Here is a 22709-nt window from a genome sequence, read left to right on the forward strand (position 1 = left end):
GCCCATGCACTTCGACGTTCACGGACGGCAGGACCCGGATGCCAGGACAATCATCCTGTCGTCCGGCCTCGGCGGCTCCGGCGCCTATTGGGCGCCGCAGCTGCCGGCGCTCGCCGAGCATTTTCGCGTTGTCACCTACGACCATCGCGGCACGGGGCGCACGGGCGGCGAAGCCCCCGAAAACGGCGGCATCGCCGCGATGGCCGATGACGTCATGGAAATCATTGCGACGCTCGACCTAAAGCATTTCGATTTCATGGGCCACGCGCTCGGCGGCCTGATCGGCCTTGAGCTTGCAAAGCGCCATCCGGGATTGATCGAGCACCTGGTTCTGGTCAATGCCTGGAGCAAGGCCGACCTGCATTCAGGCCGCTGCTTCGACGCGCGCATTTCGCTTCTGGAAAACTCCGGCGTCGGGGCCTTCGTGAAAGCCCAGCCGCTGTTTCTCTATCCGGCCGTCTGGATGTCGGAAAATGCCGAGCGCATGGCAACCGACGAAGCCCACGGCATCGCCCATTTTCAGGGCCGCGACAATGTCTTGCGCCGCATCGCCGCGCTGCGCGCTTTCGATATCGAGGCAGACCTGCGGGGGCTCGATGTCGAAACGCTGGTGGTGGCGACGAAGGATGACCTGCTGGTTCCCTACACGCGGTCCCTGCGGCTTGTGGAGATCATTCCCAGGGCAAAACTCGCTCTCTACGATTTCGGCGCCCATGCCGTTAACATCGTCTACCCCGAGCTGTTCAATGAGGCCGTGCTCGGCTTTCTCATGCAACAGGACGCATCACCGGAGCGTCAATCATGACAACGCTCTCTCCAACGATGGAGCTTCCCATGCAGATATCAGCCGCGGCCTTTGGCAACCTCGTCGAGGATCGAAGGACCGAGTTTCGCAGCGCCATGTCCAGGCTCGGGGCAGCGGTCAACATCGTTACAACGGATGGTCCGGGTGGTCTCGCAGGCTTTGCCGCAACGGCGGTTTGCAGCGTCACCGATAGCCCACCGACCCTGCTCGTCTGCCTTAACCGCACCTCCTCCGCCCACCCGGCGGTCGATGCCAACCGTGTGCTTTGCGTCAACATTCTTGAGCGCGGCCATGAGGATTTGAGCCGGCTTTTCGGCGGCAAGACGCCGGTTTCGCAGCGCTTTGCCGGAGCGCAATGGTCGACCCTCGAAACGGGTGCGCCGGTTCTCGACGACGCACTCGTCTCGCTCGATTGCCGCGTGAAAACCATCTCTGATGGCGGCACGCATGATATCCTGATCTGCGACGTGGTGGCCATCCGGGAAAACGAAGGCGGACAGGCGCTCATCTATTTCGACCGCCGTTATCACACGCTGTAGGTTTTCACGATCCCGCGAGTTCATCGGCATTGGAGGCGAGTTTTTGCGCCGGCATCTGGTGCCGCATCACGCTTTCGCGTATGGACGGTTGCGAGGGAGCGTCGTGAATTTCGGTGCTTTAGCGGTGGAGTTGTTGATGAAACGTCAGGCATTGCATGTAGGAAGCAGGCTCGCATCGGTTGGAATGCTTTTGGGAACGGCAATGTTTGCCGCCGGATTTGCAGCCTTGTCCACGCCGGCCATGGCCGCGCAATGCGCGGGCTCGCCGGCCGCCGGCGTGGACTGGCAGGACTGCAACAAGAAGAATGTCGAGATGCAGTCGAGCGACCTGCAGGGTGCAAACCTCTCCAACTCGGATTTTTCCCAGACTGATTTCAGCGGCTCAAATCTCAGTGGCGCCAATCTTGAGAAGGCAGCGCTGGTTCGCACCTGGCTCGAAGGCGCAACCGCGGTGAAGACGAATTTCTCCCGCATCGAAGCCTATCGCTCGAGCTTTGCCAAGGTCACCGCCGAGGACACGAGCTTTGCCGGAGCGGAACTCCAGCGGGCAAGCTTCGTCGAAGCACAGTTGAAGAATGTCGATTTCGAAAAAGCGGAACTCGGTCGCGTGGATTTCAACAAGGCGGTGCTTGCCGGCGCCCGCTTCTCCTATGCCAATCTCTCGCGGGCCAATTTCAGTGGCGCGACAATTGACGGACCATTGGCGTTCGACGACGCATTCATGTTTCTGACGCGGATCGAGGGTGCCGATCTATCCGCCGCTACCGGCTTGGAGCAGCCGCAAGTCGATATGACCTGCGGCGACGAGAACACCAAACTACCCGCGGGCCTGACGGCTCCCACGACTTGGCCCTGCCCCTCCGACTGACGCAACAGAGTGCGAACGCTCTCATCCACTCAGCCAGGATAGTTCAGCGATATAGTGCCGTCGCCATGGCGACGACAAGCGGCCCCATCAATGGCAGCAGCACATTCGAAAAGGCATAGGTGACGGTATAGCCGATTACCGGCGTGCCGTTGCCTGCCTGTGAGACCAGAGCGCTGATAGTCGGCGTGCTGCAATGCTGGCCGGCGATGGCGCCGAGCAGGATCGGTGGCTCGATCTTCATCAGCTTCCACCCGACCAGAAGCGAAATCAGCGCGGGCACGAACGACACCAACAGCCCGATCACCGGCAGAACCAATCCATATTCCATCAACAGCGCAACCGCGGAAGGACCGGCGGAAAGCCCTACCGCAGCAATAAACGTCGCCAGTCCGAAGTCCTTGACGAACTCGGCTGCCGCCACCGGAAGCGTCCCATGCCTCGGAAAGTGCATGTGGAGCCAGCCAAAGACCAGGCCGGCGACAAGCGCGCCGCCGCCCATGCCGAGCGAGATATCGAGCGCACCGATCTTCAGATCGAATTTTCCCAGGGCCAGACCGCAGACAATACCAAGCCCCAGAAAGATGAAATCGGTCTTGTCTGTTCCGGTCAGGGTTGTTCCGAGCGCCGACGCAGCCTCCGTCACCTCGGTCTCGCCGCCGTTCAACGTCAGAACGTCTCCCTTTTGAAGCACGGTTTTCGGAAGCGCCGGTATCATCTGATCCAGCCGCCGGATGCGGGTGATCACCACACCCCGCCCGATGCGACGGCCCTCATTGCTGCGACGCAGATCCCGCATCTGCCGGCCATGGGCATCCTTGCGGCTGAGAATGACGTCACGTTCGATCATCGGCATGACGATATCAGCGGGAACGGCAACCTCTTCACCCAGGCGGTCTGCCACGGCAATCACCGCATTGCGCCGCCCGCGCACCAGGAGAATGTCGTTTTCCTGCAACAAGAGGTCCTCGACAACGTCGCGTATCTCATCCGCACGCCGGACCTTGAGAACGGTGATCGTGCCATTGCGGCTCCGCTCGAAATCACCCACCGTCATGCCGGCGGCCGGCCCTGCGCGAAAGGCTCGGCCGACAATAGATGTGAAACCATGCGTCGGACCGCTATCGGCAGCATCGCCGTCTTCGGAACCAAGGTTCTCTGCAAGCGCCTGCGCCGACTTGCGCAAGTCCACACCCAGAATGAGAGGGGCGATCTGCGAGGTGAAGATGACGATCGCAACAAGACCGAACAGGTAAGTGACGCTGTAGGCCGTGGCGACATTTGCCTGAAGCGTGGCGATCTCGACCGCAGGCAGATCAAGACGGGCCAGCGCTTCGCTCGCGGTGCCGATCACCGCCGATTCGGTTGCCGATCCCGCAAACAGCCCGGCGGTGGTGCCCGGATCGAGATCAAGAACGATGACCGCAATCGCCAGCATCGCAAGTACGGAAACGACCTCGATGATCGAGAATATCCCGTACCGCCAGCCGGATTTGATGTTTGCAAAGAACTGCGGACCAGCGGTAAAGCCCAACGCGAAAATGAACAGTGCAAACGCCGTGTTCTTCAGGTCCTCATCGATTGTGACGTTCAACTGTCCGATCAGAAGCGCCACGAACAACGTGCCGCATATGCCGCCAAGCGCTATAGGCCCGACGCGGAGTTTTCCGATGAGATGTCCAAACGCCAGGGACAGAAAGAGAGCGACAACCGGATCCTTCAGGAATTCCATCTCAAGCCCCGCAAAGCGATTTTCCGATCCTTACAACCGGCTCAGCATGCTGCTCCGGAATTTCACTCTATCGGGGGTTTTTGCCTGGCGGAAGATGTGTTTTCGCACCCTTGCAACCAGTTCAGATTTGTTTTCACACCTCCCTGGTCGATCATCATGGGCTTGAATGAAGCGACCACATCATCTACCTGCGCTCGGTCAAGGCAAAGAATGGGATTGATGATGGCAGCGCGCGACCGATACTCACGAAAACTTGAATGCGCTCGCTGCCGCAATGAAGGCTATGCCGAGGTCTCGGAGGCCGACCGCAGCAAACGCGCCGACCCCGATTTCAAGGTCGACTCCCTGCCGACGGGGTTCTCTACCGAACGTGCCTCACGCGATCCGGCAAAGCATACGATCCGCTGCCGCTGTGGCCATGTCTTTTCCTTCAAACAGAAAAGTTACTACCCCCCGGGTGGAGAACCACGGCTCTGATTGGGCAATAGCCGATACCAATTGTAGGGGGTGCGTTTAAGCTTTTAGGCCGCCCCCTTGAGCGAAATGATATTTGCCGTGAAGACGAGCAGTTCCGCGCGACGCTTCCCGCAGAACCAACTCCGCATTACAATACGTTCATCGGACTTCGAGAGATCATAATCTTCCCAGCCTGATGGAACTAATCAGCAGCTGCCGTGTTGTTTTGCAGTTGGAAACGGGAGTGTCTCACATGCTCGCTAAATTTTCCTATCTTGCTTTTGGATTCATTATTGGCGCTGGTCTGCTCATGGCAGTCACCAGCTTTTCCACGAACAACGCCACACTTCAGAAAACCGGACGACTCACCGGTGTCGATGCGCCGATCGGTTTCCAGATGGAACGTTTCGGCTGACAGTCAGACTTGCTGCTGTCCGATTGTGAGATTCGCGTGCGCGGCCACGGTACACCTGCCGTGGCCGTTCATCTGTGTTGAGATAAAGCTGAAATGGCGCAGCCGCGTGAAGCCAGCTAGCGTAGCGTCGGTTTGCGTTGCGCATTCATCAGCAACTCCTGCTGATTGGCGAAATCGCCCAGCAAGCGCCGAAGCCGATTTTCCTCGATACTGTCGAGGCGAAAGCGGCGACAGAAATCAGAGACGTTCCACACCTTCTGGACCACCATCTCCTCGACATCGTGTTGATCGACGAGTTGCATGCAGTCCTCCCCTGTTGGCTGTTGCTGGATAGAGCCAACCATCAACGCTGAGCGAGGCGCATTGTTCCACCGGTTTTTTGAAAAACATACGAGCGAACGGCGTGGCTCAGCCCTGCTTTCGGGATCGTTCGGGGGCTGGTGATTTCAAGCTTACAATGGTCGTTGCAACCCTCGAAGCAGCCTTGTGATGACGCACGACCGGCACCCCCTTCCACCAGAGGCGAAGAGCTTCCCAATGGATTCCCGCCGTCACCTTGAGCGTCATCAGTGGATATTCGAAGAATATTCGCAGAAGCGAGCGATCGTTGAACGCACGCCGTTTGCCGGCAAAGCTCGCAAAAAGCAGCGCACCCTCCGCGTCGCTCTCGTCGATCGCAACCAGCGTCGTCTCGCCCGGCGGCACGATGCGAAAATCGTAGCGGCAGGCCATCGGCACAAAGGGGGAGACATAGAGGTTCTTGGCGCAGCTCTGCCGGATCGAACCGGCCTGTCCGTCTTCGACAGGGATCACATAAGTATGCCGTTCGTGAAACGTGTTGCTGACCTCGTAGAGCACGGCACGCAACGATCCTCCCCCGTCATGGCAGAAATAGACCGTGAGGGGATTGAACACATAGCCGAGAATGCGTGGGTAGCAGAGCACCCGGACCTGAAGGTTTTCGAAGCTTAGCCCCGCTTCAATAAGCTGTGCAGCGATCCACGGCTTCAGCTCGCCCACCTCTCCATTTCCGTGGTCCTCGTCCCAGAAGCTGAAGAGCGCCGCGCGGTTATGGCCGAAAAAACGCATACTGCGGCTTTGTTGCGCAAGCTCGTCCAGATCCAGCAGCAAGGAGAACACATCATAGCTCAGCTTGTGTTGGCGCGGCCGATGCCGCACATGCACAACCCTGCCCGCGTAGATGGCTGCATTTCCGAGACCGCCATTAAACTGCATGCTGCGCCGCCTCTTCTGCGTTGGTCGCAAGGTCGTGCGCCACGCTTTTCGTTATATTACGCAAGCATGCAGCTTTCGGATCGTTGCACGTCATAAAAATTTCGCGATTCCAAAAAATCTGTGCTGGCAAGCGGCGGCCTGTGATCTATTTTTGTCTCCATGGCGTAGTTGCGGGGTATGAAAATTGCGGTTCCCATCCTGGCTTCGCCATGCCACAACCAGAAAGTCGCGCCGAGGCAACAGGCTGTTGCTTCGGCAGGCGGCTTGCAAGGCATGCGAAGACGAATGCGCGACACCAAAGATGAGATGAGGAAGGAAGAGATGGCGGAGCTCTTGCTCGCCATCGGGCGCGACCGTGACATCCAGGCCTTCGAATTGCTTTTCAAATATTATGCACCCCGCGTGAAAGCTTATCTGGCCCGCCTTGAGCGCGACAATCAGGCAGCAGAAGAACTGATGCAGGAAACCATGATCGCCGTGTGGAACAAATCGGCGCAGTTCGAGACCGCACGCGGCAATGTCTCCACCTGGATCTTCACGATCGCCCGCAATCTGCGCATTGATGCCTATCGCAAGAACCGCAGGCCTGATTTCGATCCCGACGATCCTGCCTTCGTGCCAGATCCGGTTCCCTCTGCAGACTCTTTGGTCCAGGAACTGCAGGAGGCCGAGCGGCTTCGCGGCGCGATGGAAACGTTGCCTGAGCAACAGCTGCAACTGCTTCGGCTCGCCTTCTTCAGCGAGCGCACCCACAGCGACATAGCCGATGCGCTCAATATACCGATCGGGACTGTGAAATCGCGCATCCGCCTTGCCTTTTCGAAGCTTCGCGCTGCTCTGGAGGAACGTTCATGACGGTCCGCCACGAGGTCAGCGACGAACTTCTGGCGAGCTATGCGGCCGGCACGCTGGCCGAAGGCTGGCGTCTGGCCGTTGCAACCCACCTAGCGCTCGCACCGCACGCGCGACGCAGGCTTGCCCTCTTCGAAAAGACCGCCGGGCAGATGCTGGAAGATATCCAACCGGAAGCCCCGGCTGGCGATGTCTGGGTAAAGATAAGGGCAAAGATCGATAACCAGCAACCGTCGCCCGTCTCCACAATGCCCAGGGCGGCACCAGAAAAACCATCACTGGCGCCTGCGCCGGTCTTGCCGGAGCCGTTGCGGTCCTATCTCGGCGGCGACGTCATGGATTTGAAATGGCGCACGCTCGGACGAGGCGCCTACCATATTCCGATCAGGACCGAGGATGGGGAAACGAATGTGCGGCTGCTGCGCATACCCGCCGGAAAGCCGGTGCCGGAACACAGCCATGGCGGACGCGAACTAACCCTCGTGCTAAGCGGCAGTTTTCAGGATAGTGGAGAGCTCTTTGCTCGCGGTGATATAGAGGAAGCCGACGCAACCCTGACACATCAACCGATCGCAACACCCGGGGAAGATTGCATCTGCCTGGCAGTAACCGACGCACCGCTGCGCTTCAAGAGCATGCTGCTGCGGCTGGTGCAGCCGCTTCTCGGCATATGATCAGGAAAATTGGCTGACAACGAACGCCGTCGGTTTCCACAGCAGCCGGTTGGAGGCAGGCTACGGGCCTAAAGCGGGTCGCGATCTTTCAGATTCGCTTGCTACGCCTTAGCTCTTTGTTTTAGCGCATATCGTTACCGCAAAACCGCTGCGCACTTCTGCGCGACATGCTCTAGGCTGCGTCCATAGCTTCGACAAGCGAAACCTCGTCACGCGCACCCCGCTGGAAATGGGCGATAAGCTGCGCCGCCATCGACTCGCCCTTCGCGGACTGGACGTCAACGGACTTGTCACGGCAGATCGAGCGCAACAGCCCATGCAGCATTTCAAGTTCGCCGGGCGTGATGGCCGCGTCACGATGGACTGAATCAAGCATTCCGACCCTCCTTCAAAGGGATCGACGTCTCTCGCGCGATCTCTCGGCGGCAAGGCCCGTCTGCACATCCAATGATAGGCCATACTTCGTGACAATCGTGTCACCGGTAAGCCATGGCTCATCACGTTATTGCGACTGACTTGTGGACGGATCCTACAGTCAAAGATTGTCCGGATATTCGGAACCGGGGCAAAACGGCTGCGTTTTCAGGAACTTTGCGGAGAAAGATACGCGTTGATCTGCTCCGCCCCTTGTTCGTTGCAGATGGCGCCTCTACCGTGACCCGTCTTCTTCCACACAAAGGATCATTCATGGCAACAGGCCTGATCGCCCTTCTCGACGATGTCGCCGCCATTGCCAAGCTGGCGGCCGCCTCCCTTGATGATGTCGCGGCACAGACCGCCAAGGCGGGGGCGAAGGCAGCCGGCGTCGTGATCGACGATGCCGCCGTGACGCCACGCTACGTGGTCGGCCTTTCGCCGGCGCGGGAGTTGCCGATCATCGGCCGCATTGCGCTGGGCTCGTTAAAGAACAAGCTCATCTTCCTGCTACCGATCGGGCTGCTGCTTTCCTATTTCGCCCCCTTTATCGTCACGCCGCTGCTGATGCTGGGTGGCGTCTATCTCTGCTACGAAGGTGCCGAAAAGCTCTATGAAGCTGTGTTTCCGCATGCCGCCCACGAGCATGAGCAGGAGGTCTCCGACGCGCCGGTAGACGCGGCCCAACTCGAAAAACAGAAGATCTCCGGCGCGATCAGAACCGACTTCATCCTGTCGGCGGAAATCATGGCGCTGACGCTCGCCAATGTCTCCACGTCCAACATCTATGCCCAGGCCGCAGTCCTCGCAGCCGTCGGCATCCTGATCACGGTTGCCGTGTATGGCGTCGTCGGGTTGATCGTGAAGGCGGACGATGTCGGCCTTTATCTGGTGAAGTCATCGGTGGCACCCGTCAGGATTCTGGGCCGCGGCCTCGTGGTCGGCATGCCGGTTTTCCTGAAAATCCTCGCCACCATCGGCACCGCCGCCATGCTCTGGGTCGGGGGAAGCATCCTGATCCACGGGCTTGCGCAACTCGGATATGACGACCCGGAACACGTCATTCACGACATCGCGCTGCAGGCTTCAGGTCTCGTCAATATTGCCCACACCCTTGTCGAATGGGTCGCAACATCCACGATCCAGGCCATTATCGGCATTATTGTCGGGGGAATGACGATCGTATTCCTGAGCTTCATCGTCGCGCCGCTGCGCCGCAGCATAAGCAGTGCGAGCCATTAACAATCCGAAGCGTGCGACGGCCGAGGGCTGGCCTGCAACGCCAGCCCGGCACAAGGCGCTGTTTCTAAAGTGGCTCTAACCGAAATGAATTCGGTGGAAGAGGACAATGACATGTCGACCACGCAAGACCTTCCCGCTTCCCCCGGCACCGATCGTGTCTTCTATCTCAGCGAAGAACAGATCGAAGAGCTGACAGATGCCCTGGTCGCCGCCCTCGACGATACCCTGCGCTTTCTGAAGGATAGCAACCCGGGCGTGCCGAAGCACTGATCGCGGCAAACTTCACGACGGCTCTTACTCAGCGGCGTTTCGAAGTTCTGATTCGATGACATAGGAATAGCCTTCGAGCATGCTGTAGGCCTTCTCGATCGCCTCGATCTGCCCCTCGGCCTTGGTGATCGCATCGCCTATGGAATCACAGCGCGACCGCAGCATGCTGCCGAGAACATCGGCGCCGTTCCGGCGTCCGATCCGGTCCATATGATTGCGCACGCGGCTGCGATGGCGCTCCATTTCGAGAATGTGGAACCGGGCGCTGACGATCTCGTCGGAAAGCTTGCGCCGCATGGCGGCCACGGGATCGAAACTGCCTGGCTCGCGCTCGTCGAGCAGCACCTCGTTGACCAGCGTTTCGAGAACCAGAAGCCCCTTGCGATCGACGGCGTCAGCGAGCGCCGGGTCATAGCCGGTATCGTCATAAACCTTGCGTCTGATAGGGTCGAGAAGCAGCTCATAGGCCGTTTTCAGCCTGTCGAACCGCTCGACATCACCGCCCCCATCCGGATGAAGGCTCTTGGCGCGGCGGCGATAGGCGCTTTTGACGGTCGCGGTATCCGCACTCCGCTCAACACCGACAATCTCGTAGGGATCGATCAAAGCTTCACCTGTCTCACAACACACCATGGACCGCGATCTGTCGTAATCGCGGGCGGCCGGGACCGCAACCCTCGTTGCGATCTCATACCCGATTCACGCGCGCGACGTCGCCGGGAGATTCGGTCATCCCATGCAAAACAGGTTCAAATCGTGGCAGGCGCCCTATTTTCACAAGCCAGTGCGAGCGTGGGGGAATCGCCCTGCTCACATGCCGCCGAACTGCGCCTTGTAAAGCCGGCTATATTGCTTGCCCGCCGCCAGCAACTGCCCGTGCCGCCCCTGCTCGGCGATACCAGAGGTATCAACCACGACGATCCGGTCTGCCTCCCGGATGGTCGCCAGCCGATGGGCGATGATCAGCGTGGTACGCCCCTCGGCAAGCTCGGCCAGCGAGCGCTGGATCGCCTTTTCGGTTTCCGTATCGAGCGCCGAGGTCGCTTCATCAAGGATCAGGATCGGCGGGTTCTTCAGGAACATGCGGGCGATGGCGAGGCGCTGCTTCTGCCCACCGGAAAGTTTTACCCCACGCTCGCCGATCACAGTGTCGAGGCCATCAGGCATATTGGCGATCACGCCGTCGAGTTCGGCGCGGCGGGCCGCTTCGCGGATTTCGGCTTCCGTCGCGCCGAGTCGTCCGTATGCGATGTTTTCGCGGATCGTACCGGCAAACAGAAAAACATCCTGCTGCACGATACCGATCTGCTGGCGCAAGGATGTCAGCGTCATGTCTCTGATGTCGATGCCATCGATGCTGATCGACCCGCTGGTCGCCTCGTAGAATCGCGGCAGCAGCGAGCAGATGGTCGTCTTGCCCGCGCCCGAAGGACCGACAAAGGCGATGGTCTCACCGGCCTTGATGGACAGATCGATATCAACAAGCACCGGCTTGTCGGGTGAATAGCCGAAGGAAACGCCGCGATAGACGATATCACCCTTCAGGTGATCGACGGCGATGGCGTTTTCGGCATCAGCGATATCCGGCGCGACATCGAGCAACTCCCGGAAACGGCGGAATCCGGCAATACCCTTGGGATAGGTCTCGATCACGGAGTTGATCTTTTCCACCGGACGGAAAAACACAGTGACCAACAGCAGGAAGCCGACGAAGCCGCCGGCACTCAGTTCGCCTGCCAGCACGAAATAAGCGCCGGAGATCAGCACGATCATCTGCGTCAGCCGCATGCTCATGTAGCTGAGCGAGGTGCTGGCCGCCATGATGCGGTAGGCATCGAGCTTGGTGCGGCGGTAGTTCTGGTTGTCCTTCTCGAACAAGGCGCGCTCGTGATCCTCGTTGGCGAAGGCCTGCACCACGCGCATGCCCCCGACATTTTCCTCGATACGCGCATTGAAATCGCCGACGCGGCCGTAGAGCGCACGGAAATTTCTGGTCATTCGGCTGCCGTAGCGGCTGGTGACCCAGGCGGTGAGCGGCACGACGAAGGCAGTGATCAGCGCCAGCTTCCAGTTGACGGACATCATCAGCGCGAGGGCACCGGCGAAGGTCATGAGCGCGATGAACAGATCTTCGGGACCATGATGGGCAACCTCGCCAATCTCCTCGAGGTCCTTGGTCAGGCGGCCGACAAGATGACCGGTCTTCTGGTTGTCGAAATAGGCGAAGGAGAGCTTCTGCAGGTGGTCGAAAGCGACCCGGCGCATGTCGGTTTCGATATTGATGCCAAGCATATGCCCCCAATAGGTAACAATCGCCATCAACCCGGTGTTGACCACATAGACCGCCAGCAGCACCGCCGACGCGACTGCGATCAGCACCCATTCCTGGCTCAGAAGCAGCCGGTCCACGAACAGCTTCACTGCCATCGGGAAACCGAGCTCAAGCAAACCGGAGAGGATCGCACAGCCGAAATCGAGAAGGAACAGCCCGCGATAAGGGCGATAATAGGCGAAAAATTCACGCAACATGGGAAATCGGTTCACTCAGGGCGCGACGGCACGAATTGTGCAAAGCGCATGGGATCGAAAAACAGGACTTCGTCTCTCATATTTCTCGAGCCAAGCCAAGAGCGGTGCTGGTCGCTCACAAAACGATGCGGAAGCTGGGGCAAAGCCGAAAACAAGTATGGCGCCGGTCAAATCCCTGACCGACGCCATCCGTTGATTGAATTTACATGCACAAAATCACGAAGCCGCCTTCTGCGCCTCCTGCCGAACCGGAAGTCTCCAGTTCGGGCGGATGAAGTGGCAGGTGTAGCCGTTGGGGATGCGCTCCAGATAATCCTGATGCTCCGGTTCGGCTTCCCAGAAGTCACCGACGGGGCTTAGTTCCGTCACCACCTTGCCCGGCCAGAGGCCGGAGGCATCGACATCGGCAATCGTGGCTTCGGCGATGCGCTTCTGTTCGTCGTTCTCATAGAAGATCGCCGAACGATAGCTCACGCCGCGATCGTTGCCCTGACGGTTTTCCGTCGAGGGATCGTGGATCTGGAAGAAGAATTCCAGGATGCGGCGATAGCTGGTCTTTGCCGGATCGAAAACGATCTCGATCGCCTCGGCATGGGTGCCATGGTTGCGATAGGTGGCATTTGGCACATCGCCGCCCGAATAGCCCACCCGGGTGGACACCACGCCGTCAAAGCGACGTATGAGGTCCTGCATGCCCCAGAAGCAACCGCCGGCCAGTACAGCACGTTCAGTGGTCATTAGATGTCCTCCACCTGGTTGATATAGGCTTCATAACCTTCCGCAGCCATCTGGTCGCGGGGAACGAAGCGCAGGGATGCAGAATTGATGCAGTAACGCAGGCCGCCGCGGTCGATGGGACCATCGGGGAACACATGTCCCAGGTGGCTGTCGCCATGGCTGGAGCGAACCTCGGTGCGGACCATGCCGTGCGTGACGTCGCGCAGTTCACTGACATAAGCCGGCTCGATCGGCTTGGTGAAGCTCGGCCAGCCGCAGCCTGATTCGTATTTGTCGGACGATGCAAACAGCGGCTCACCCGAGACGATATCGACGTAGATGCCGGCATCCTTGTTGTAAAGATACTCGCCGGTTCCGGGGCGCTCCGTCCCGCTTTCCTGCGTCACGCGATACTGCTCGGGAGAAAGCTTCGAGATCGCATCCCGGTTCTTGGTGTAAGCTGTCATTGGGCACTCTCCTGAGTGTCTTTGTGAGAGAACATGATCCTTTTCGGTCGAGCCATATGTAGGTTTGGAGCCATAAACTTGCAACGTGGCCAAGCCGTCGATGCCGTATCTGTGAACATCAGCTATCGGTAGACGATTGTACGATCGCCATGGCAAGCTTCAGATGCGGACGATCCAGCATGCGTCCATCGACTTGGATCGTCCCCGCCTCCGGATTTGCCGCAAAGGCCCCGATGATGCGCTCGGCACGTAAAATTTCCTCCGCGCTCGGCGTAAAGGCACGGTTGATGACCTCCACCTGCGCCGGATGGACCGCCAGCATACCGGTGAAACCATCGCGCCGCCCGCGCCGTGCATAGGCTACCAGGCCAGCGATATCGCGGATATCGGGGTAAACGGTCTCGATCGCTGGAACGCCTGCAGCATGGGCAGCAAAGAGCGCCAGCGAGCGCACCATGCGATAGGGCTCGGTGTAGCCGCCATCCGCCTCCCGCGCCGCAGTCGCACCGATGGCCGCCGGCAGGTCTTCCGCACCCCAGGTCAAGCCGCAGATTTCGGAGCCGACCTGCGCATAGCTGCCGAGCTGGAAAATCGCAGCCGGAGTCTCCGTCGCGATCGGCAGGATGGGAATGCTGACGCCAGCCTGCTCACTGACGCGGACGGAGAGCGCCCGGACGAAGGCTGCCCCTTCCGCCTTCGGCAAGACCAGAGCATCGGGAAGGCCAGAACCGAAAATGGAGAGGTCCTTTTCCAGATCGTCGGTGTCCAAAGGATTGACGCGGACGAAGATGGCGCAATTGGGGGTGCGTCGCGAAAGGAACTCCGCGATAAACTCCCGCGCCCTGCCCTTCGCGGCAGATACGACGGAATCCTCCAGATCGAGAATGATCGCATCTGCGCCCGAAGCCATTGCCTTCTCGAACCGTTCGGGTCGATCGCCGGGGACGAAGAGCAACGAGCGCAGCCTCATGCCGGTCGCCTTTGCAGAAGCGCAGTGCGCAGCATCTTGCAGACGGTCTCGCCCCGCTGGTTCAGCGTCGTGTGTTCGAAGGTGACGATGCCTGCATCCGGCCGCGATCCTGAGGGCCGAAGCGCCGTCACCTCCGTCTCCACCCTCAGCGTATCGCCGACAAAGACCGGCTTCGGCATCACCACCTTGTCATAGCCGAGATTGGCGACGAGCACGCCGAGCGTCGTATCGCCCACAGACAAGCCCACCGTCAGCGCAAAGGTGAACGTGCCGTTGACGACGATGCAGCCGAATTCGGTGCCGGCGGCATAGTCCGCATCCAGATGCAGCGGCTGCGGATTGTGAGTGAGCGTGGTGATCAGCAGGTTGTCGGTCTCCGTCACCGTGCGGCGGATATCGTGGGTGATCCGGTCGCCGACAGCCCATTCATCGAAGAAACGTCCAGCCATCACGCCTCATCCTTCACGACGGTCGCCATCAGCTGGCTTTCGCTGACACTAATGCCGACGCTGGCGCGCAGACCCTGCACCGTACCGTCGAACGGCGCCCTCAGGCTATGCTCCATTTTCATCGCCTCGATCGTCATCAGAAGGTCTCCCTTCCTCACTCTTGCGCCTTCCGACGTTTCTACAACGGTCACAAGTCCTGGCATCGGCGAGAGAACCGCGCCATCCCCGCCACCATCGGCGGTCTCCACCCGGCTTGCACTTGGAAGACCGATCAGCCAGGCAGCGCCCTTGTCGAACAGCACGGTCTCCTCTCCAATCGCGACCGCCCTTGCAGCGCTGGTAGGATTGATATGCCCCAAATATGGCTTCGCGCCCACCACCACATTCACCCGCAAATCCGGCTCAGTGGCAATCCGAAACCCCGTCAACGCCGCCCACGGGTCCGGCGAACTGCGCCGCGAAAGGCTCGTCGCCGCGGCGTCGATCACCGCCTGCTCCGGTTCCTCGGCAACAAGCTCCCCGCCCTTGCGATCGAGGAAACCGGTATCGACGGCACCGGCGCGAAAATCGGTGTCCCCGGCAATCCGGCAAAGCAGGTTGGCATTGGATTTCACCGGCCAGATCTCGATGTCGCCGCAGGCCCGTGTCAGCCGGTCCAGCGCCGCGTTGCGGTCCCGACCATGCGCGATGATCTTGGCGATCATCGGATCGTAGAAGCTGGTGATCTCGTTTCCCGCTTCCACGCCGCTATCGACGCGCGCACCCGTCGGCAGCCTCAGATGCTGCAGCACGCCCGTCGAGGGCAAATAGCCGGTCTGCGGATTTTCAGCATAGAGTCGCGCCTCAACCGCCCAGCCGCGCATGACGATCTGCTCTTGCGTTTTCGGCAAGGGTTCGCCCGCAGCCGCCTTCAGCTGCCACAGAACCAGATCATCCCCGGTGATCGCCTCGGTCACCGGATGCTCGACCTGTAGGCGCGTGTTCATCTCCATGAACCAGATGCGATCGGCACGCAGCCCTTCGGATGCATCCGCGATGAACTCGATTGTGCCCGCCCCGATATAATCCACCGTCCGCGCCGCCTTCACTGCCGCTTCGCAGATCGCCTGCCGCGTAGCCACATCCATGCCCGGCGCCGGCGCTTCCTCGATGATCTTCTGGTGGCGGCGCTGCACCGAGCAATCGCGCTCGAACAAATGCACGGCATTGCCAAGGCTGTCGGCGAAGACCTGCACCTCGATATGGCGCGGGTTGAGAATGTATTTTTCGATCAGCACGCGCTCATCGCCAAAGGAAGAGGCCGCCTCGCGCCGGCAGGAGGCAAGCGCTGCTGCAAAATCCGCAGCGTCATCCACCCGCCGCATGCCCTTGCCGCCACCGCCGGCAACGGCCTTGATGAGAACGGGATAGCCGATCGCATTCGCCTCGCGGGCGAGCCGCGCTTCGGACTGATCCTCCCCCATATAACCCGGAGTCACGGGAACCCCGGCCTGCTGCATCAGGGCCTTCGCCGCATCCTTGAGCCCCATGGCACGGATGGCCGAAGGCGGCGCGCCGACCCAGGCCATGCCGGCGGCCTGTACAGCCTCAGCAAATTCGGCATTTTCCGAGAGGAAACCGTAGCCGGGATGAACAGCCGCAGCGCCGGTCTTTGCAGCCGCGTCCAAAAGGCGCGGAATCGAGAGATAACTTTCACGCGCCGGCGCCGGGCCGATTTCCACTGCCTCGCTTGCTTCCCGCACATGAGGCAATCCGGCATCGGCCTCCGAATAGACGGCGATGGTGCGGATGCCGAGACCGTTTGCGGTGCGGATGATGCGGCGGGCGATTTCGCCGCGATTGGCAATCAGCAGGCTTTCGAACATGGCTTCCTCACATCCTGAAGACGCCGAAGCGTGGCGATTGCGGGATCGGCGCATTCAGCACCGCGGAAAAGGCAAGGCCCAGGACATCGCGCGTCTGCATCGGGTCGATAATGCCATCGTCCCAGAGCCGCGCCGTCGCATAATAGGGGCTGCCTTCCCGCTCATAGCCCTCCCTGACGGTACTTCGGAATTCATCCTCCGCCTGCACCGGCCAGTCTTCACCCCGCGCTTCCATGCCGTCGCGCCGGATGGTGGCCAGCACCGATGCCGCCTGCTCACCGCCCATGACGCTGATGCGGCTGTTGGGCCAGGTAAACAGGAAGCGCGGCCGATAGGCCCGTCCGGCCATGCCGTAATTGCCGGCCCCGAAACTGCCGCCGATCAGCACGGTCACCTTCGGCACGCTCGCGGTCGCAACGGCGGCGACGAGCTTCGCCCCGTCCTTGGCGATGCCGCCCGCCTCGTATTTTCCGCCGACCATGAAGCCGGAGATATTCTGCAGGAACAGCAGCGGTGTGCGCCGCTGGCAGGCAAGCTCGATGAAATGCGCCCCCTTCAGCGCGCTTTCGGAGAACAGCACGCCATTGTTGGCAATGACCGCCACCGGCATGCCCCAGATGCGGGCAAAGCCGCAGACCAGCGTCGTGCCGTAAAGCTGCTTGAACTCATGCAATTCGGAACCATCGACGATCCGCCCGATGACCTCGCGCACATCGTAGGGAATGCGCACATCCTGCGGGATGATACCGTAGAGATCGGCCGGATCGAGTTTTGGCGCACGGGGTTCCGCAAGCTCGATATCGACAGTCTTCAGCCGGTTCAGCCGGGAGACGATATCGCGCACGATCATCAGCGCATGGGTGTCATTCTCGGCGACATGATCGACCACGCCCGAACGCCGGCCGTGGGTCTCGGCACCGCCAAGCTCCTCCGCCGAAATCACCTCTCCCGTCGCCGCCTTTACGAGCGGCGGGCCGGCGAGAAAGATCGTACCCTGATTGCGCACGATCACAGTCTCATCCGACATCGCCGGCACATAGGCGCCGCCAGCCGTGCAGCTTCCCATCACGCAGGCGATCTGGGCGATGCCCTCGGCCGACATCTGCGCCTGATTGTAGAAGATCGCGCCGAAATGATCGCGGTCGGGAAAGACTTCCGCCTGATGCGGCAGGTTGGCCCCGCCACTGTCGACGAGGTAGATGCAGGGCAGCCGGTTTTCCAGCGCCACTTCCTGCGCCCGCAGGTGCTTCTTCACCGTCATCGGAAAATAGGCGCCTCCTTTGACGGTCGCGTCATTGGCGACGATCATCACCTCGCGTCCGCTGACCCGGCCGATGCCGGTGACGATCCCCGCCCCCGGCGCGTCGCGGTCATACATGCCGTTTGCCGCCAACGTTCCAAGCTCCAGAAACGGGCTGCCCGCATCGAGCAGCGTCGAAATGCGGTCGCGCGCCAAAAGCTTGCCCTTGGACGTATGGCGCTCGCGGGCACGCGCCGGACCGCCCTGCCGCTGAAGCTCGGCCTGCCGGCGAAGCTCGTCGACAAGACCTGAATTGATGTCCCGGTTCGAGCGGAAGAGATCGCTGTCGCGATCGACAGCGGTGGAGAGAATGGTCATGAACCGACAAGCTCCCGGCCGATCAGGTAACGACGGATTTCATTGGTGCCCGCGCCGATATCGTAGAGCTTGGCATCCCGCAGATACCGCTCCACCGGCCATTCGCGTGTGTAGCCCGCGCCGCCCAGTGCCTGGATCGCCTCCAGCGACACTTTCACGACATTTTCACTGGCAAGCAGGATGGCGGCTGCAGCATCCGAACGGGTGGCGCGTCCGGCATCGCAGGCTCGCGCCACGGAATAGACGTAAGCCCGCGCCGAATTCAGCGCCACATACATGTCCGCGACCTTGGCCTGCATCAGCTGGAACTCGCCGATCGGCTTGCCGAACTGTTTTCTCTCCCGCACATAGGGCAGCACGACATCCAGGCAGGCCTGCATGATGCCGAGCGGCCCGCCGGCCAGCACCGCCCGCTCATAGTCGAGACCGGACATCAATATCTTCACCCCATCGCCTTCACGGCCGATCAGCGCCTCTTCGGGCACCTCGCAATCGCTGAACACCAGTTCCGCCGTATCGCTGCCCCGCATGCCGAATTTATCGAGCTTGGGAGAAACACTGAAACCGGCCATGCCCCGCTCAATGAGGAAGGCCGAAATACCCTTCGGCCCGGCGGCCGGGTCAGTCTTGGCGTAGACCACGAGCACATCGGCATGGGGCGCATTGGTGATCCAGAATTTCGTGCCGTTCAGCACGTAGCGATCCCCCCTCTTCTCCGCCTTCAACTGCATCGACACGACATCGGAACCCGCGCCCGCCTCGGACATCGCCAGCGACCCTACATGCTCGCCGGAAATCAGCTTCGGCAGAGTGCGGCTCTTCTGCTCGCGGGTCGCCCAACGGCGGATCTGGTTGATGCAGAGATTGGAGTGGGCACCGTAGCTCAGGCCCACGGATGCCGAGGCGCGGGACACTTCCTCCATCGCCACGACATGTTCGAGATAACCGAGACCGATCCCCCCGAACTCCTCCTCCACCGTGATCCCGTGTAGCCCGAGCGCGCCCATCTCGGGCCAGAGCTCGCGCGGAAAATTGTTGTTTCTGTCGATATCAGCCGCAATCGGCGCGATCCTGTCGGCGGCAAACCGCGCCGTTGTCTCGCGAATGGCATCTGCCGTCTCGCCGAGTGAAAAATCAAACATATGTCTCCTCCCCCCGAAACGCTCTCCCAACGCAACGGGTATCAGTCATTAGATATGAAGGATCGCATCGAAGTCCATCGGGCTCCCGCCCATTTCTGTTGAAACAGACCCAGGTCGCCACCGGCTTCATCCTCGCACAGCTAGTACTTTTGATGTGTTGTATGGCCCCTCAAGCGCCTTTAGAAAAAGCTGCCGGGCCTTCATCTCGGGCTCGTCGCCGCAGTCACTCCGCAACCCATAGCCGAAGATGGTCTCATGTCCGAACTTGATCTCGCATCGCTCGAAAATGCCGTCCGTTCCCTGCCAAACCGCTACAAGGGGCCTGGAGGCGTCGTTGGAGTGGTCAAGGATGGCAAGGTCATCCTGAAACAGGCCTGGGGCTATGCCGATCTTGAAAACCGGAGGCCGATGGACGCCGGGACATTGATGCCGATTTGCTCGATCAGCAAACAGTTCACCTGCGCCATCCTGCTTGATCTTGTCGGCGACCCGGCAAAGCTCGACCACAGGCTTGCCGAGTTTCTGCCCAACCTGAAAGACAGGCGCCCGACAGTCGCGGATCTCTGCAACAACCAATCGGGCCTGCGCGACTACTGGGCGATGACGGTGCTGCACGGCGCGGCCGCCGATGGCGTCTTCCGCCGTGAGGATGCCCTGCCCCTGCTGGCGCGGATGACCCACACGCACTTCGCGCCGGGCAGCCACTATTCCTATTCCAACGGCAATTTCCGTATCCTGCTGGACCTGATCGAAACGGAATCGGGTCGCCCGCTCGCCGAACTCTATCGCGAGAAGTTGTTTGGGCCTGCCGGCATGAAGACAGCCGTGCTCGCGGCCGATACCAGCGCGCCGCTCAATGGCGTCATCGGCTACGAGGGCAGCGATACGGTCGGTTTCTTTCCCGCCGCCAATCGCATTTTCTGGAGCGGCGATGCCGGCATTGCCGCGACGCTGGATGATATGCTTGCCTGGGAGATCTTCATCGACAGCACCCGGGACGAGGCCAACGGCATCTACAACCGCATCTCGACGCCGCAGCCTTTCTCCGATGGAACGCCGTCCCGCTACGGATATGGCATCGCTCGCGAGGATGTCGGCGGCATCGATGTAACCGGTCATGGCGGCGCGCTCCGCGGTTTCCGCGCCCGTAGACTGCATTCGGCGTCAGAGAGAGTGTCTGTCGTCGTGATGTTCAACCATGATGCCGATGCCCACGCCGCGGCACTTTCGGTGATGAAGGCGGCACTTGGGCAGTCTGACGAGCAACCGAAGGGCTCAACAACCGATGCTGGCTGGAGCGGCAGCTATCTCGATCCCGCAAGCGGGCTCGTGGTGCAGGTCACGGCAGGGCCCGAAAAGATCGAGGCAAGCTTTGCCGGCGGACCGGAAACGCTCACGCTCGGTGAGGATGGTATTGCCCGTTCCTCCTCCATGACGCTTGCCCGTGATAGCGATGCGATCCGCATGGAGCGCGCGGGTGAAAACCTGAAGACTGTTGCGGTTCGCATAACCGGTGCGGTGCGGGAGGATATTGCCGGGCATTTCGTCAGCGACGAACTTGGCGCTTCGCTCGATATCGTCGCAGCCGGAAACGCCTTCTGCGGCAGCTTTGACGGTTTTCTCGGCAAGGGCGCCATGCACCCCATCTATGCCGTCGGGGAAGACGTCTGGGTGCTGGCCTGCCGGCGTTCCATGGATGCGCCCGCTCCCGGAGACTGGACGATCCGGATCCATCGTGACGACAAGGATCAGGTCAAGGGCCTGACGATCGGTTGCTGGCTCGCCCGCCATGTCGATTACCGCAAGGCGGTTTGAATACGATTCGTTGACGCCTTCATGACAGGCGAACGACAAACGGCCGCGTCTTTCGATGCGGCCGTCTTTCCGTTGTGGGCCGCTTTCGCGCGGCCCAGTCCAACTCAATTCTTGACGGTATCTTCCAGGAAGAAGCGCCCGAGCGGGTTCTGATCGAAGTGCTCGATGTTCTTGCGCGAGACATTGATGTAGGGGCTATAGTACAGATCGATCCAGTGGGCATCGGCCTTGGCCAGCTTCTGGATTTCGACATACATCGCTTCGCGCTTGGCCGGATCCATCTCCACGCGGGCAGCCGCCACGAGGTCCTTCACCTTGTCGTTCTTGTAGCGGGTGAAATAGTTCAGGTTGCTGTCGTGACCGAGAACAAAGGTCGTTTTCTGGTCCGGATCGAGAATGTCGTTGGTCCAGTAGTTGACAGTGATGTCGTAATCACCGGCGACGCTCATGTCCCAGCTCTGGCTCGGGTCGACCTTCTGCAGATTGGCGGTAATTCCCGCCTTGGCAAGCTGCTGCTGCAGGAGAACGGCGATCTGTTCGTCCACTTCGTTGCCCGCATTGACGATGTAGTTCAGCGTCAGATCCGACGCACCGGCGTCGGCCAGCATCTGCTTTGCCTTTTCAGGGTCATAGGGGCGCTGCAGGTTGTCGTCGTAGTGATAAAGCGCGCCCTTCGGAATATAGGAATTGGCGACCTGACCGAGACCGAAAGTGACGGTGTCGACGATTGCCTGCTTGTCGATCGCCATGTCCAGCGCCTCGCGCACTTCCTTCTTGGCGAGCGGGCCGTGTTCGTGGTTGATCAGGAGATGATCTTCGCGGGTCGAGGGATCGAGATGCACGATCAGGTTCTCGTCCTTCTTCAGCTCCGCCACACGCGAGAACGGCGCCATGATGATGGCATCCAGCTCGCCGGCCTGTACGTTGAGCACCAGCGTGTTGTCGTCAGGAATGGCGATCCATTCGACACCGTCGAGCTTGACGCGATCGGCCTCCCAGAAGTTCGGGTTCTTCTCAAGGATGACGCGGTCGCCGCGGCGCCATTCCTTGACGCTGAAGGCGCCAGAAGCGATCGGAGCCTCGGCGTAAGCCTCCTCGCCCATCGATTCCATGCCAGCCTTGGAAATGATCGAAGCACCCGGCATGGCGAGCGTCGAGAGGAACGGTGCCGAAGGCGTCTTCAGCTTGATCACGAGCGTATGATCGTCCGTCGCTTCCGCAGTGTCGATGACCTTGTAGCCATCGCTCCAGAGCGAGCCCTCGTTATCGCGGATGCGCAGCAGGCTGTAGGCAGCATCCGTCGCCGTGATCGGCGAGCCGTCGGAGAACTTGGCATCGCGGATCTTGAACGTGTAGGTCACGCCGTCGTCGGCGACGCTCCAGCTCTCAGCCAGACCCGGCTCCAGCTTGGTGCCGGTCTTGTCGACGCGGATCAGCACGTCGTAGACGTTGGAAAACACCCAGAAGTCGATGTTCTGCGTCGTCTTGATCGGGTCGAAGGTGGAGGAATCCACGCGCCGGCCGATGGTCAGAACGCCGGCGGCCTCCGCAAGCCCCGCGCCGAAGGAAAGGCTGGTCATCGCCGTGACCATGCCGATCTTCATCCATTTGTTCATCATAGTTGTTCCCTCTTTTCG

At 60.5% G+C, this 22709-nt stretch carries 23 protein-coding genes; 9 read left to right on the forward strand and 14 right to left on the reverse strand.

The window, feature by feature from the left end; all coding sequences use genetic code 11:
* The first annotated feature begins 4 nt into the window (after positions 1-4).
* The 3 genes from rutD (at position 5) to QO002_RS14220 (ending at position 2212) form a co-directional block, all read left to right on the forward strand.
* Positions 5-805, forward strand: a complete 801-nt coding sequence (gene rutD, locus QO002_RS14210; protein ID WP_307230738.1) for a pyrimidine utilization protein D — start codon at positions 5-7, stop codon at positions 803-805.
* 17 nt (positions 806-822) lie between these two features.
* Positions 823-1344, forward strand: coding sequence for a flavin reductase (locus QO002_RS14215; protein ID WP_370878549.1), 522 nt, complete (start codon positions 823-825; stop codon positions 1342-1344).
* A gap of 184 nt (positions 1345-1528) precedes the next feature.
* Positions 1529-2212: a pentapeptide repeat-containing protein gene (locus QO002_RS14220; RefSeq protein WP_307233396.1), complete on the forward strand. Its 684-nt coding sequence runs from the start codon at positions 1529-1531 to the stop codon at positions 2210-2212.
* A gap of 43 nt (positions 2213-2255) precedes the next feature.
* Here QO002_RS14220 and aspT read toward each other — a convergent pair whose 3' ends face one another.
* The gene (gene aspT / locus QO002_RS14225; RefSeq protein WP_307230740.1) at positions 2256-3941 is read right to left on the reverse strand and encodes an aspartate-alanine antiporter; all 1686 of its coding nucleotides are present in this window, start codon (positions 3939-3941) and stop codon (positions 2256-2258) included.
* A gap of 709 nt (positions 3942-4650) precedes the next feature.
* Here aspT and QO002_RS14235 point away from each other — a divergent pair.
* Positions 4651-4812 (forward strand): hypothetical protein, encoded by a 162-nt coding sequence (locus QO002_RS14235; RefSeq protein ID WP_307230742.1) that lies wholly within the window; start codon positions 4651-4653, stop codon positions 4810-4812.
* A 116-nt stretch (positions 4813-4928) separates the two neighbouring features.
* On the opposite strand, the gene QO002_RS14240 is transcribed toward QO002_RS14235, so the two are convergent.
* Positions 4929-5114, reverse strand: a complete 186-nt coding sequence (locus tag QO002_RS14240) for a hypothetical protein (protein ID WP_307230744.1) — start codon at positions 5112-5114, stop codon at positions 4929-4931.
* Between the two features lie 106 nt (positions 5115-5220).
* Complete coding sequence (locus QO002_RS14245) at positions 5221-6048, reverse strand: DUF1365 domain-containing protein (protein WP_307230746.1); 828 nt, start codon at positions 6046-6048, stop codon at positions 5221-5223.
* 321 nt (positions 6049-6369) lie between these two features.
* On the opposite strand from QO002_RS14245, the gene QO002_RS14250 reads away from it, so the two are divergent.
* Together QO002_RS14250 and QO002_RS14255 are read left to right on the forward strand one after the other, a co-directional pair.
* On the forward strand, positions 6370-6903 hold the full coding sequence (locus QO002_RS14250) for a sigma-70 family RNA polymerase sigma factor (protein ID WP_307230749.1): 534 nt from the start codon (positions 6370-6372) through the stop codon (positions 6901-6903).
* Positions 6900-7574: a ChrR family anti-sigma-E factor gene (locus QO002_RS14255; protein ID WP_307230751.1), complete on the forward strand. Its 675-nt coding sequence runs from the start codon at positions 6900-6902 to the stop codon at positions 7572-7574. The genes QO002_RS14250 and QO002_RS14255 overlap by 4 nt, the downstream gene beginning before the upstream one ends.
* A gap of 172 nt (positions 7575-7746) precedes the next feature.
* Here the strand turns inward: QO002_RS14255 and QO002_RS14260 are convergent, their stop codons facing one another.
* Positions 7747-7950, reverse strand: coding sequence for a hypothetical protein (locus tag QO002_RS14260; protein ID WP_307230753.1), 204 nt, complete (start codon positions 7948-7950; stop codon positions 7747-7749).
* Between the two features lie 311 nt (positions 7951-8261).
* On the opposite strand from QO002_RS14260, the gene QO002_RS14265 reads away from it, so the two are divergent.
* Positions 8262-9230, forward strand: a complete 969-nt coding sequence (locus QO002_RS14265; protein WP_307230755.1) for a DUF808 domain-containing protein — start codon at positions 8262-8264, stop codon at positions 9228-9230.
* A 111-nt stretch (positions 9231-9341) separates the two neighbouring features.
* Entirely contained in the window at positions 9342-9500 is a 159-nt protein-coding gene (locus QO002_RS14270; protein WP_307230757.1) for a hypothetical protein, read from the forward strand.
* Positions 9501-9524: 24 nt separating this feature from the next.
* On the opposite strand, the gene QO002_RS14275 is transcribed toward QO002_RS14270, so the two are convergent.
* The 9 genes from QO002_RS14275 to QO002_RS14315 all read right to left on the reverse strand — a co-directional run bounded on the left by QO002_RS14275 (position 9525) and on the right by QO002_RS14315 (position 19257).
* The gene (locus QO002_RS14275; protein ID WP_307230759.1) at positions 9525-10106 is read right to left on the reverse strand and encodes a J domain-containing protein; all 582 of its coding nucleotides are present in this window, start codon (positions 10104-10106) and stop codon (positions 9525-9527) included.
* A 204-nt stretch (positions 10107-10310) separates the two neighbouring features.
* Positions 10311-12029, reverse strand: coding sequence for an ABC transporter ATP-binding protein (locus QO002_RS14280; RefSeq protein WP_307230761.1), 1719 nt, complete (start codon positions 12027-12029; stop codon positions 10311-10313).
* 216 nt (positions 12030-12245) lie between these two features.
* Complete coding sequence (gene msrA, locus QO002_RS14285) at positions 12246-12767, reverse strand: peptide-methionine (S)-S-oxide reductase MsrA (RefSeq protein WP_307230763.1); 522 nt, start codon at positions 12765-12767, stop codon at positions 12246-12248.
* On the reverse strand, positions 12767-13213 hold the full coding sequence (gene msrB / locus QO002_RS14290) for a peptide-methionine (R)-S-oxide reductase MsrB (RefSeq protein WP_307230765.1): 447 nt from the start codon (positions 13211-13213) through the stop codon (positions 12767-12769). Before msrB ends, msrA begins: the two co-directional genes overlap by 1 nt.
* Positions 13214-13331: 118 nt before the next feature.
* The gene (locus tag QO002_RS14295; RefSeq protein WP_307230767.1) at positions 13332-14183 is read right to left on the reverse strand and encodes an HpcH/HpaI aldolase/citrate lyase family protein; all 852 of its coding nucleotides are present in this window, start codon (positions 14181-14183) and stop codon (positions 13332-13334) included.
* On the reverse strand, positions 14180-14632 hold the full coding sequence (locus QO002_RS14300; protein ID WP_307230769.1) for a MaoC family dehydratase: 453 nt from the start codon (positions 14630-14632) through the stop codon (positions 14180-14182). Before QO002_RS14300 ends, QO002_RS14295 begins: the two co-directional genes overlap by 4 nt.
* Positions 14632-16497, reverse strand: a complete 1866-nt coding sequence (locus QO002_RS14305) for an ATP-binding protein (RefSeq protein ID WP_307230772.1) — start codon at positions 16495-16497, stop codon at positions 14632-14634. The genes QO002_RS14300 and QO002_RS14305 overlap by 1 nt, the downstream gene beginning before the upstream one ends.
* Before the next feature lie 7 nt (positions 16498-16504).
* Positions 16505-18115, reverse strand: a complete 1611-nt coding sequence (locus tag QO002_RS14310) for a carboxyl transferase domain-containing protein (RefSeq protein ID WP_307230774.1) — start codon at positions 18113-18115, stop codon at positions 16505-16507.
* Positions 18112-19257 (reverse strand): isovaleryl-CoA dehydrogenase, encoded by a 1146-nt coding sequence (locus QO002_RS14315; RefSeq protein WP_307230776.1) that lies wholly within the window; start codon positions 19255-19257, stop codon positions 18112-18114. Before QO002_RS14315 ends, QO002_RS14310 begins: the two co-directional genes overlap by 4 nt.
* 255 nt (positions 19258-19512) lie before the next feature.
* Here QO002_RS14315 and QO002_RS14320 point away from each other — a divergent pair, with 255 nt between their 5' ends.
* Positions 19513-21072, forward strand: a complete 1560-nt coding sequence (locus tag QO002_RS14320; protein ID WP_307230778.1) for a D-aminopeptidase — start codon at positions 19513-19515, stop codon at positions 21070-21072.
* Between the two features lie 104 nt (positions 21073-21176).
* On the opposite strand, the gene QO002_RS14325 is transcribed toward QO002_RS14320, so the two are convergent.
* Positions 21177-22691: an ABC transporter substrate-binding protein gene (locus tag QO002_RS14325; RefSeq protein ID WP_307230780.1), complete on the reverse strand. Its 1515-nt coding sequence runs from the start codon at positions 22689-22691 to the stop codon at positions 21177-21179.
* Positions 22692-22709 lie beyond the last annotated feature (18 nt).

The organism is Pararhizobium capsulatum DSM 1112, from assembly GCF_030814475.1.
Lineage (GTDB): Bacteria > Pseudomonadota > Alphaproteobacteria > Rhizobiales > Rhizobiaceae > Pararhizobium > Pararhizobium capsulatum.